Genomic DNA, 11,823 nt, shown 5'->3' with positions numbered 1-11,823 from the left:
CGGCAAGATCCTGGAAGTTGTTGCGCTCCAGGACCTCGGGGCTCCCGATCGCCGTCGCTACTTGACCGAGCCCGAGGTCAGGCCCTGCACCATGTAGCGCTGCATCCACGCGAACAGGATGGCGACAGGCACCACCGCGCAGATGGCGGCCGCCATGACCAGTTCCCACTGCACCACGTACTGGCCCGCGACCATGTTGGTGACGAGCACGGTCAGCGTCTGCTTTTCGGTGGAGCGGATCAGGGTGTAGACGACGGCGAACTCGTTCCAGGCATTGACGAAGGTGACCAGCGCCGTCACCGCCATGGCCGGCAATGCCAGCGGCAGGAACACCTTGAAGACCGTGCGCACCGGCCCCGACCCTTCCAGCCAGGCCGACTCTTCCAGGTCGCGCGGAATGGTCTCGAAGTACGAAGTCATCATCCAGACGGCAAAGGCGATGCCGAAGGCGCCGTAGGCGATCACGACGGCCAGGCGCGAATCGGTCATGTTGCTTCCGTCGAACCAGGGGATGCTGGCCGCCATCTTGAACAGGCCCACCACCAGAAGCACGGGCGCGATCATCTGCGTCACAAGCAAGAACTGCCGGTAGCCGCCCTGGCCGCGAAACTTGAGGCGCGCCAGCGCATAGGCCGCGGGAACGCTCACGGCAATCGTCAGCACCGTGGCGGAGAGCGAAACCAGCAGGCTGTTGAGCAGCGCGCGGCCGAATCCCGTCTGGGTCCACATGGCGGAGAAATTGCTCCACTGCCATTGCTCGGGCAGCCATCGCGCCGGATAGACATAGATCTCGGACGCCGGCTTGAGCGCCGTGAGAAACATCACCGCCAACGGAAAGGCCACCACGGCCACCAGCGGCAGGAGCAGCAGCCAGCACCAGAGACTGCGCAGGAGCTTTTCTTTGCGGGTCACTTTGCGGATCATGCGGCGTCCTTCCCCGCCTGCCGTTTCTGCATGTGGACATACAGCACGGTAAAGACCAGCAGCAAGCCCAGCATCACGAGCGAGATGGCGGCGGCCTCGCCGGGGCGGCCCATGCGGAAGCCCAGGTGGTAGAGCCAGGTGACGAGGATGTGCGTGGCGTTGTCGGGCCCGCCCTGCGTCATGATCCAGATGATGGGAAAGGAGTTGAAGACGTAGATCACGTTCAGCACGATGGCCATGTGGATGAACGGCTTGAGCAGCGGCAGCGTGAGGCGGCGAAACTGCTGCCAGCGGGACGCGCCCTCGATGCCGGCGGCTTCGTAGATGTCCGGCGAGACCGACGAGAGGCCACCCAGAAAAATCGTGACGGTGAAGGGAATGGACACCAGGATGCCCACGCCCACTTCCACCCAGAAGGCGAGCTGCCCGTCGGCCAGCCAGTTGATCGGCTCCTGGATGATCCCGACCATCGCAAGGCTCGCATTGACCATGCCGTACTGGCCATTGAAGGACCAGGTCCAGACGATGGCGGTCATCGTCAGCGACACCGCCCAGGGCAACATCACGATCGTGCGCGCGAGGCCCCGGCCATAAAAGTCCTGCTGCAGGATGAGCGCCACCGGAATGGCGCACAGCACCGCGCCGCCGACCACGCACACCGTCCATTGCACGGTGCGCCACACCACATGGCCGAACACCGGATCGGTGAACACGGTGCGAAAGTTGTCGAGGCCATTGAAGGCGCGCAGCAGCCCGAAGCGTGAGATGTCGTGCACCGACTGGAACACCAGCGTGGACAGCGGGTAGGCCAGGATGAAAACTGTCAGCAGCAGGCTCGGAGCAATCAGCCCCCAGGGCAGGACAGGGCCTCGAACGGAATTCTGCATAGGTCAATCGCAATACGGTCGAAATAGGCGTGCGTGCGGCACGCGGGAGGCAAGCAAGAAAGCGCGGCCGGGGACCGCGCCTCCAAGGCCTGCTTACTTCTTGCCGAGCTTGGTATTGGCTTCGGCCGCAGCCTTGTCCAGCGCCGCCTTCGGCTCCGCCTTGCCCTGGTAGATGGCCTGCAGCGCGTTGGTGACGGCCTGTGCCGAGTCTTCCCAGCCGGCGACCAGCGGTGCGAAGCGCGCGTTGGGCAGCAGCGTCACGAACTCGGAAAGCACCGGGTCGTCCTTGAACACGGGGTCGTTGGCCACCTCGCGTGTCACCGGCATGAAGCCTTCGGCCTGATCGAACTTCAGCCGCGCGGCCTTGGAGAACATGAAGCTGAGGAATTTCTGGGCGGTTTCCTTGTTCTTCGATGTCTTGAACATCATGATCGAGTCGGTCACGCCGAAGGTGATGTCCTTCGCCCCGTTGGGCACGCCGGTGATGCCGTATTTCAGCTTGGGCGCGTCCTTGGCGATTTCCTTGGCCAGCGGCGGCAGCGAAATGACCATGCCGAGGCGCCCCTGCTTGAAAAGGTTGTGCAGGTCGTAGCGCGTGTTGCCGGCGACGCCCGGTTCGGTCAGGCCCTGGTCGATCATGCTTTTGTAGAGCGCGGCGGCCTTGACGCCGGTCGGCGAGTTGAATGCGGCCTTGTTGGCGGAATCCAGCACGTCGCCGCCCATGCTCCAGAGCGCGTAATAGAAATAGGTGTCGGTGTCCAGGTCCTTGCCCTGAATGCCGTAGCCATAGGCGCCGGTGGCTTTGATCTTTTTCGCGGCGGCAATTACCTCGTCCCAGGTTTTTGGGCCGTTGGGAAAGCCTGCCTTGCTCAGCAATTCCTTGTTGTAGAACATGGCGCGCACGCTGGCTGCAATGGGCAGTGCATATCCTTTTCCATTGATATTCCCGGCATTCAGAAATGCGGGAATAAATCGATCCTTGAAGGCCGCATTGGCGTAGTTGTCCACGGGCTCGACCAGATCGTCATTCACGAAATCGCCGACCCAGCGGGTGGCGACATGGGCCAGGTCGGACGGATTGTTGCTGGCGATTTCCGCCTGCAGTTTCTGCTGCATGTTTTCCCAGCTTCCCACCTCGACCTTGACCGTATCCCCGGGGTTGGATTTTTCATATTCCCGGGCCAGGGCTTCCAGCCAGGGGCGCGTATTGTCGCTGTAACTGGACATCGCGATCCGGATACTTCCCGCGTGGGAATTGAGTGCGGTAAGGCCAAAAAGAATTGCACCGGCCAATAAGATCGGATTTCGTTTTTTCATATTCAATTCCTCGTAAAACTATTGAAAATAAAATCAATTAATTCGTGGTTAGGCCGTCATCGATGCTTGCGCTTTTTCATCTTACGAGCAGGCCGGCGGATTCTAGAAGATAGAGCTAACCCTCGGCATCTAAAAAACAGAACCCTGCGTGCTAAATATTGAAGGCCCAATGATTGGAGTTGCCTGTAATCTCCAAATTCGAGTGCGAATTGCGTCCGGCAATTCGCCGTCGCCCGGCCTGGGGCGATATTGGAAATTCATATGGCGCAGCTTGTGGAAAAAATAAACCAGACCCCGTCTCCCGTTCATCAAGACGCCTCGCCGGCCCGCAAAACCGCGTCCGGCGCCCTCCCTTCCAGGCGCGTGACGCTGGTCACGGGCGCCGCCGGCGGCATCGGGCAGGCGCTGTGCCGCCGCGTGCTACAGGCCGGCGACCGATTGATCGCGCTGGACCACGACGCGGGCGCATTGCAGGGCTTGGCGGCTGCGCTGGCCGAGCAGGGCGTGAGTGCCGAAGACCTGGCGCGGCTGCATCCTCTGGTCGCGGACATCACCGACTGCGCGGCCCTTGGCGAGAAGGTGGCCGCGGTCGCCGCCGAAACCGGCCCGGTGGACGTGCTGGTGTCGAACGTGGGCGCGGCGCGCGGCCCGACCTTGCGCAAGACCACGCCGCAGGATTGGCACGCCGACATCCACCTCAACCTCAACGGCGCGTTCCATTGCGTGGAGGCGGTGCGCGAGTCGATGGTCCAGCGCCGCAGCGGACAGCTGGTGCTGATCGGCTCGGTCAACGCGCTCACGACGCTCGGCCACCCGGCCTACAGCGCCGCCAAGGCGGCTCTCGTCAGCTACACCCGATCACTCGCCATGGAGCTGGGCGCCTTCGGCATACGCGCCAATATCGTGCTGCCGGGCACCGTGAAGACAGCCGCCTGGCAGGCGCGGGCCGACAAGAACCCGCAGGTGTTTGAGGAGTTGAAGAAGTGGTATCCGCTGGGCGACTTCGCGACACCGGACGATGTCGCCGACGCCGTGCTGTTCCTGGCGTCGCCCGCCGCGCGCGTCATCACTGGCGTGGCGTTGCCCGTGGACGCGGGCCTCATGTCGGGCATCCGCCCCATGGCCCGCGAAATCACGGTCGAAGACTACTGAGCCGCGATCCCTTTCCACAGACACAAGGAGACCCCATGGCTCAGGTTCAACTCAAGCAACTGCAGAAGGATTTCAACGGCGTGCCCGTCGTGCACGGCATCGACCTGGACATTGCGCACGGCGAGTTCGTCGTGCTGGTCGGTCCCTCGGGCTGCGGCAAGTCGACGCTCCTTCGCATGATCGCGGGGCTGGAGCCCATCAGCGGCGGCGAGCTGCGCATCGGCGGCGCGCGGGCCAACGACCTGTCGCCGCAAAAGCGCAACATCTCGATGGTGTTCCAGAGCTATGCGCTCTACCCGCACTTGTCGGTCTACGAGAACATCGCCTTCGGCCCCCGCACGCGCGGCGAAGCGGAAAGCGACTTCCGCCCGCGCATCGAGAAAGCCGCCGGCCTGCTCAATCTCACGCCCTACCTGGACCGCCTGCCGCGCGCGCTCTCGGGCGGACAACGCCAACGCGTCGCCATGGGGCGCGCGGTGGTGCGCGAGCCCGCGCTGTTCCTCTTCGACGAACCGCTGTCCAACCTGGATGCGCAATTACGCGTGCAGATGCGCGCCGAGATCAAGGCCCTGCACCAGCGCCTGGGCAACACCATGGTCTATGTCACGCACGACCAGGTGGAAGCCATGACCATGGCCGACCGCATCGTGGTGATGCGCGCGGGCCGGGTGGAACAGGTGGGCGCGCCGCTGGAGCTCTACGACCGGCCGGTCAACCGCTTCGTGGCGGGGTTCATCGGATCGCCCGCGATGAACTTCACGCAAGGGCAGGTGCATCGCGAACATGGCCGCACCTGGCTCGCGCTGCCCGATGGGCAGACCTGGAATCTTCCGACTTCCGGGTGCACGCCGCTGCTGGCCGACGGACAGCGCGTGCTGCTGGGACTGCGGCCCGAGCATCTGCAGTTGGCTCCGGAGGGCCTGGCACTGCGTGTGATCCTCACGGAGTCGACCGGCGACAAGACGCAGATCTACGGCACCGTGGCCGGCAGCGAAACGCCCTGGTGCGTGTCCGTTCACGACCGCGTGGCAATCAAGCCGGGCGACCTGGTGCACCTGCAAGTCCGCGATGGTGCCTCGACCCATTGCTTCGATGCGGAGACGGAGCGCCACGTGGGTGTCGCCGCCGCGGCGCACACCGAGTACAGGCCGGTCGCCACCGGCGCGGAGCGGAGCGGCACCGGCAGCGAGGGGCTGCGCCATGCCGCAGAGGTCGCGTACTCGTATGGCTAGACCATGAGCAGCCGCAGCATGTCCGAAGTCGAAACGGGAAACTACATCGGCGGGCGCTGGTCCACCACCGCCGAGACCATGCCGGTGGTCAACCCGGCCAATGGCGAAACCATCGCCACCGTGCCCAGGTCGAGCCGCGAGACGGCGAACGAGGCCGTGGCCGCCGCCCAGGCGGCCGCCTTCGATTGGGCCGCCACACCGGTGTTCGAGCGCGCCGCCCTGTGCATGGCAATTGCGACAGAAATCGATGCCCGGCGCGAGCCCATCGCGTACACGCTGTCGCTCGAGCAGGGCAAGGTCCTGGCCGAAGCCCGGGGCGAAGTCGCCAAGGCCGCCGACGGCTTCCGGCTCGCCGCCGAACTCATCAAGCAGATGGGCGGACAGACGCTGCCCGCGGAAGACCCGGGCAAGCTCGTCATGACCATCCGCCAGCCGCGAGGCGTGTATGGCGTCATCACGCCCTGGAACTTTCCGGTCAACATCCCTGTGGAATACCTCGCGCCCGCCATCGCGACCGGCAACACCGTGGTCTGGGTGCCTGCGCCGTCCACCGCGCTGGTGGCCTGCGCGCTCATGGCGGCCATGCAAGGCGCCGGCCTTCCTGCCGGCGTCGTCAACCTGGTGATCGGCGAGGGCGCCACCGTGGGCGATGCGGTGGTCGCGCATCCCGACGTGACCGCCATCGCCTTCACCGGCAGCACCGCGACGGGCCGGCAGATCGCCGAGCGAGGCGCCGGAAAACCCATGCTGCTGGAACTCGGGGGCAACGGGCCCCTGATCGTCTTCGAGGATGCGGACCTCGATGCGGCCGCAGCCGCCGCGGCGGGCGGTGCGTTCTTCAATGCGGGACAGGTGTGCGCGGCCACGGGCTTTGTGCTGGCCCATGCCTCCGTGGTGGAGCGCCTCTGCGAAAAGCTGGTCGTCAGGGCGGCCGATCAGGTGCTCGGCAATCCATTGCATCCCGCCACGACCATGGGGCCGCTCAACAACGCCAAGGTGGCGGCCAAGGTGCGGGCGCATGTGGACGAGGCCGTGGCGCAGGGCGCACGCCTTTTGCACGGCGGTCGCGCGCGGCCCGACCTGGGCAGCGACCTCTTCTTCGAGCCGACCGTGATGCGCGACGTCACGCCGGACATGCTGCTCTGCCGGGAGGAAACCTTCGGCCCCGTCGTGCCGGTCGTTGCCTTCGAGGACGAAGCGCAGGCCCTGGCGCTCGCATTGCAGAACGCCTACGGGCTCTCTGTCGGCGTCTTCACGAAAGACATCGGCCGCGGCATCGCGATGGCGAAGAAGATTCCCGCCGGCATCGTCAACATCAACGCGGGGACGACCTGGTGGGAAATCCACCTGCCCTTCGGCGGCGGTTCCGGAAAGAAAAGCGGCATCGGCCGGCTGGGCGGCATGCACACGCTGGATGCGATGTCCGAGGTCAAGATGATCACGGTCACGCTGCCGGGGTGAGCAGGCTGCCCGCGCCCTGCGCCCGGGCTGGAGACTATTTCGTCCTTGCCCTCGAGGGCGTCGCGCGAGGCACGGCGGCGCGCCCCGGCTTCAAGGGCCGCTGCCATCCCTGCATGTAGGCGATCAGCGATTGCGACAGGTGGTTGGCCGCGAGCGACAGACGCCGGGAATAGCTTGCGACCAGCGTGGCGCGTGCAGTTCGCAGGGACGCATCGGTGAGTGGAATGGCCACCACCTTGCCGGCCTCGATCAGCGGGGCGACCACGTCGCTCGGCTGGAAGGTGATGAGGTCCGATTCCGCGACCAGCCGGCTCGCGAAGGAAAGGGAATTCGTCTCGACGGCAATGTTCAGCTTGAACTTGCCTTTGGAGCTGACGCGGTCCACCAGTTGGCGCAGGCCAAAGGACCGATCGGGCAACGCAAGGGGTGCATCGGCGACCTGCGCGAGCGTGCAGCTGCGCTCCTGTGCGAGCGGATGCTGCGGCGACGCGATCACGCACAGCGGCTGGTCGATCTTCTGCAGCTCGATGAGGTCGGGCCGCGGCGAGGCGCCGAACAGAATGCCCAGGTCGTACTTGTGCTCCGCCACCGACTCGCCCACCGCATGCGACCCCATGAGGTCGAGCGAGAAGGTGATGCCCGGGTGCGTGCGGATGAAGTTCGGCATGAAGCTGGAGAGCAGGCCGTGCAGGATGCCTTCCACGCACCCCACGCGCACATGGCCCTTGGCCAGCGTCTCGTACTCGTGGATCTGGCCCTTCAGGTCGGCCAGCTGCGTCTTGTTGTCCTGCGCATAGCGAAGCAGAAGTTCGCCGGCCGCGGTGAGGGCCATGCCGCGTGCATGGCGCTCGAAGACCGGCACGCCCAGTTCGTCTTCCAGTAGCGCGATCTGCCGGCTCACGGCGCTCTGGGCCACGAAGAGCTTTTCCGCCGCCACGCGCACGGAGCCGAAGGCCGCGACTTCGTAGAAGTACCGAAGGGTTGTGGATTCGATCATGCGTGCACTCTACGGGATGCAGGGGCCGGTTCGCGAGCGTCAGGCCGCGGTGCGCGCGCGCCGCGTGAGCATCCGCCCCGCGCGCGCGAGCACCTTCGCTTCGTCCTGGCCTTCTCCGCCGCGATAGGCCAGCACGCCGTTCACGAACACGCACTCGACGCCTTCGCTCACGCCGTGCGGCTTGTCGTAGGTCGCGGTGTCGGCGATGGTCTCGGGGTCGAACACCACCACGTCGGCCATCGTGCCGACGCGCAGCAGGCCACGGTCGGCGATGCGCAGGTTGCGCGCGGTCATGCCGGTCATCTTGTGAACGGCCTGTTCCAGCGTGAACAGGCGGCGCTGGCGCCAGTAGCGCGCGAACACGCGAGGGAACGCACCCCACAGGCGCGGATGCGGATGGCGGTCGTGCGGCAGGCCATCGCTGCCGATCATCGTGAGCGGGTGTGCGATGACGCGCTCCACGTCTTCCTCCTGCATCAGGAAATAGCAGGCGCCGCCGGGCTTCAGGCGAAGCGCGGCTTCCTGCTGCGTCACGTTCCACTCGCTTGCGATGTCGGAGATCAAGCGGCCGGTCATCTCCGGATACGGCTCGGACCAGGTGAGCAGCACGTCGATGACGCCATCGACCATGTCCTCGCGCAGCACGGTGGAGCCGGCCACGTACGGGTACACGTCCATCGCGATCTGCTGGCGCTGCGCAAGCGCCTCGATCAGTGGCAGCGTCTCCTTGGTGCGGCCCCAGTTGGCCGGGCTCGCGCATTTGTGGTGCGAAATGATCAAAGGCACGCCGGCTTCGAAGGCAGAGTCGCCGGCTTCGTGCAGCGCCTCGATGATCTGCTGCATCTCGCTGCGCAGGTGCGTGGCGTACACGCCGCCGTGGCGTGCGACGACACGCGCGAGCGCGGTCACTTCCTCGGCCGGTGCGGCAAAGGCCTCTTCATAGAACAGGCCCGACGACATGCCGTGCGCGCCATCGGCCATGCAGCTGTCGAGCAGCGCTTCCATGCGCGCGAGTTCGTCGGCGCTCGCAGGCCGGTCGAGCGCCTGCATCGTCGCGAAGCGCAGCGTGGTGTGGCCAACCAGCGCAGCCACGTTGAGCGCGGGCTGCGTGGCATCGACCGCGGCGCGGTACTCGGCCATGGTCGCGTGCTTGAACGAATCCGCGCCCAGCAGCGTGAGCGGCGGTTTCGACTGCGGCGTGCAGTACGGCGCGAGCGAGATGCCACAGTTGCCCGTTACCACGGTGGTGATGCCCTGCGACACCTTGGGCAGGCACAGCGGATCGCGCAGCACGATCGCATCGTCGTGCGTGTGCGCGTCGATGAAGCCGGGGGCGATGACCTTGGCGCGGCAGTCGACCACCTCGACGTCGGCGAGCGTGAGCCCTTCGGGCAAGCGCCCGCGCAGGCCTTCGCCGAGCGCGAGGATGCGGTCGCCCTGCAGCAACACGTCGCCGGGCCACGAGGGGCCGCCGGAGCCGTCCACGATCAAGCCGGCTTCGAGCAGCGTGGCGTTGTACTTCTGTTTGTTCATGGGTGCGTTTGCTGTCTCGCTCAGAAATGGATGACCACGGCATCGCTCACGCGGTAGTCGTTCTCGACGATGGGCATCCAATGCCACTTGTCGAAGGTGGTGCAGGGGTGCGAGATGCCGAGGCCGACACGTTCGCCGACGACGGGCGCAAGCGCTTCGTCGGCCGCGTCCCAGCGCAGGTAGGCGTGCTGGTCGTTGAGCGCGGTGACGTGCCAACTCGCAGGCACGGCTTGCGGCTGCAAGGCACCGCGTGCCGAGCGTGCGATGGGCACGGGCATCGACATGTCGAAGGAAACGTCGCGCTTGCCGACCGAGAGAATCGCCAGGCCCGGCTCGGGCCGCGACTGAACGTTGGCCCAGACCTCCATCGCGGGCGTCAGGCCTTCCCCGCACCCGCAGCCCATGCGTTCGTCCACCGCGTTGACCAGGCGCTTGTAGAAGCCATGGTCGTGCGTGACATAGCAGCCCGAGCGCAGCAGGCCGCGCACCGGCGAATTCAGCGCGGGCTTCAGGCGCCCGGCCACGAGGTCGAAGATGGCCGAGCCACCGGCCGAGACCAGCACCTCGTCGGCTTCGAAGAGTTGGTGCGTATCGCAGTGGCGCGCCACGGCTTCGATCCGGTCCATCAGTGCCTTGGCGAAGGCCGTGTCCGCCTCGGTCGACCCGGTGGCATTCAAGCCTTCGTAGCTCTCAATGCCCACCAGCTTCGCGGCGCTGCTGGCGCGCAGTGCGTTGGCAACGGCGATCGCTTCTTCGTGCGTGCGGCAGCCGGTGCGTCCTCCATCGATGCCTATTTCGAGCATCACTTCGAACGGCACGCTCGCGGGATGGCGCTTGGCCCAGTCTTCGATGAGCCCGAGCTGCGCGAGCGAGTCGACCAGGAACACGATGCGCAAACCCGCATTCGCGCTCAGCAGCAGCTGGATGCCCGCCAGGTCTTCATCGCTCACCACCTGGTTGGCAATGAGCGTGCGGCGCGCCCCGGCGGCCACGCCAACGGCCAGCTGCGTGACAGTGGCGAAGGTCAGGCCCCACGCGCCCGCATCGAGCTGGCGCTGGAAGAGCTGCGGCGACATGGTCGTCTTGCCGTGCGGCGCAAGGTCGATGCCCCACTCGCGCACCCGAGACTGCATCCACGCCAGGTTGTGCTCCAGCGCCTCGCGCTTGAGCATCGCGAGCGGCAGCGGCAGGTCGCCGGCCAGCACGTTCCAGCCAGCGGCGCCGACTTCGCTGCGCAGGCGCGGCGGCTGCGTGCGCGGGTAGCCCTTGAAGTTGCTGCCCAGCAGCGGGTCGTTGAAGTTGGCTTTGGTAGCGGAGGTGTCTGTCATGGTCGTCATGCGGCGATGTTGGAGAGCAGTTCCTTGCGGATGCAGGCGCTGTAGTGTCCGGGAGAAATTTCGTCGAGCGGCGGCACGGTCTGCGCGCAGGCCTCGATGGCGTGCGGGCAGCGCGTGCGGAACACGCAGCCCGAAGGGGGAGAGATGGGGCTGGGGATGTCGCCCTTGAGCGCGATGCGTTCGGTCGCGAGCGTCGGATCGGGCTTCGGGCTCGCGGCCAGAAGCGCCTGGGTGTAGGGGTGCGAAGGCCGCGCGAAGAGCTCGTCAGTCTCGGCCACTTCCATCACCTTGCCCAGGTACAGCACGACCACGCGGTCGCACAGGTACTCGACCACATCGAGGTCGTGCGAGATGAAGAGCATGGTGAGACCCAGGCGCTCGCGCAGGTCGGCCAGCAGGTTGATGACCTGCGATTGGATCGATACGTCGAGTGCCGACAGCGGCTCGTCGGCCACGATGAATTCGGGCTCGACCGCGAGCGCCCGCGCCACGCCGATGCGCTGGCGCTGCCCGCCCGAGAACTCGTGCGGGAAGCGGCTCGCATGCTCGGCGCGCAGGCCGACGGTCTCCAGCAGTTCGGCGATGCGCTTGTCGCGCGCCGCTGCCCCTTTGTGCAGCCCGTGCGTGGACAGCGCCTCACCCAGGATCGCGCTGATGCGCATCTTCGGATTCAGGCTCGCGTACGGGTCCTGAAAAATGATCTGCAGCTTGCTGCGGAGCTTCCGCATGCGCTCGCCCGAGAGCGCGCCGATGTCGTCGCCGCGGTAGAGCACCTGGCCCTCGGTGCGCTCGACCAGCCGCAGCACGGTGCGGCCAATGGTGCTCTTGCCCGAACCCGATTCGCCGACCAGCCCCAGCGTCTCGCCGGGCTGGATCGCGAACGACACGTCGTCGACCGCGCGCACGGGACGATCGCTGCTGCCGAAGTATTTCTTGAGTCCGCGGACTTCGATGAGGGGAGTGGCGGTGGTCATCGTGGGCTT

Annotated in this window: 10 protein-coding genes; 3 read left to right on the top strand and 7 right to left on the bottom strand. The window is 66.0% G+C overall.

All coding sequences use genetic code 11. The features are described from left to right. Nucleotides 1-57: 57 nt before the first annotated feature. The 3 genes from QFZ83_RS25105 to QFZ83_RS25095 form a co-directional block, all read right to left on the bottom strand. On the bottom strand, nucleotides 58-924 hold the full coding sequence (locus tag QFZ83_RS25105) for a carbohydrate ABC transporter permease (RefSeq protein ID WP_307510946.1): 867 nt from the start codon (nucleotides 922-924) through the stop codon (nucleotides 58-60). Continuing rightward, complete coding sequence (locus tag QFZ83_RS25100) at nucleotides 921-1,811, bottom strand: carbohydrate ABC transporter permease (RefSeq protein ID WP_307510944.1); 891 nt, start codon at nucleotides 1,809-1,811, stop codon at nucleotides 921-923. Before QFZ83_RS25100 ends, QFZ83_RS25105 begins: the two co-directional genes overlap by 4 nt. A 93-nt stretch (nucleotides 1,812-1,904) precedes the next feature. Further along, a complete protein-coding gene (locus QFZ83_RS25095; RefSeq protein ID WP_373457510.1) occupies nucleotides 1,905-3,128 on the bottom strand; it encodes an ABC transporter substrate-binding protein in 1,224 nt (407 codons plus the stop codon). 363 nt (nucleotides 3,129-3,491) lie between these two features. Here QFZ83_RS25095 and QFZ83_RS25090 point away from each other — a divergent pair, with 363 nt between their 5' ends. From QFZ83_RS25090 to QFZ83_RS25080, 3 genes are read left to right on the top strand one after another with little or no spacing between them, the layout of a single operon-like run. Next, nucleotides 3,492-4,280, top strand: a complete 789-nt coding sequence (locus QFZ83_RS25090; RefSeq protein WP_307510941.1) for an SDR family oxidoreductase — start codon at nucleotides 3,492-3,494, stop codon at nucleotides 4,278-4,280. Nucleotides 4,281-4,315: 35 nt separating this feature from the next. Next, complete coding sequence (locus QFZ83_RS25085) at nucleotides 4,316-5,512, top strand: ABC transporter ATP-binding protein (RefSeq protein ID WP_307510940.1); 1,197 nt, start codon at nucleotides 4,316-4,318, stop codon at nucleotides 5,510-5,512. An 18-nt stretch (nucleotides 5,513-5,530) separates the two neighbouring features. Next, nucleotides 5,531-6,973 (top strand): aldehyde dehydrogenase, encoded by a 1,443-nt coding sequence (locus QFZ83_RS25080; RefSeq protein WP_307510939.1) that lies wholly within the window; start codon nucleotides 5,531-5,533, stop codon nucleotides 6,971-6,973. 34 nt (nucleotides 6,974-7,007) lie between these two features. Here the strand turns inward: QFZ83_RS25080 and QFZ83_RS25075 are convergent, their stop codons facing one another. From QFZ83_RS25075 to QFZ83_RS25060, 4 genes are read right to left on the bottom strand one after another with little or no spacing between them, the layout of a single operon-like run. Then, complete coding sequence (locus tag QFZ83_RS25075) at nucleotides 7,008-7,970, bottom strand: LysR family transcriptional regulator (protein WP_307510938.1); 963 nt, start codon at nucleotides 7,968-7,970, stop codon at nucleotides 7,008-7,010. 39 nt (nucleotides 7,971-8,009) lie between these two features. Further along, entirely contained in the window at nucleotides 8,010-9,503 is a 1,494-nt protein-coding gene (locus QFZ83_RS25070) for an amidohydrolase family protein (RefSeq protein WP_307510936.1), read from the bottom strand. Between the two features lie 20 nt (nucleotides 9,504-9,523). Continuing rightward, nucleotides 9,524-10,840 (bottom strand): amino acid deaminase, encoded by a 1,317-nt coding sequence (locus tag QFZ83_RS25065; RefSeq protein ID WP_307510934.1) that lies wholly within the window; start codon nucleotides 10,838-10,840, stop codon nucleotides 9,524-9,526. Further along, nucleotides 10,837-11,814, bottom strand: coding sequence for an ABC transporter ATP-binding protein (locus tag QFZ83_RS25060; RefSeq protein WP_307510932.1), 978 nt, complete (start codon nucleotides 11,812-11,814; stop codon nucleotides 10,837-10,839). Before QFZ83_RS25060 ends, QFZ83_RS25065 begins: the two co-directional genes overlap by 4 nt. Nucleotides 11,815-11,823 lie beyond the last annotated feature (9 nt).

This window comes from Variovorax sp. W1I1 (assembly GCF_030815625.1).
Classification (GTDB): Bacteria; Pseudomonadota; Gammaproteobacteria; order Burkholderiales; family Burkholderiaceae_C; genus Variovorax; species Variovorax paradoxus_C.
Note: the sequence above shows the minus strand (reverse complement) of the source record. Positions and strands in the feature narration are given on the sequence as shown.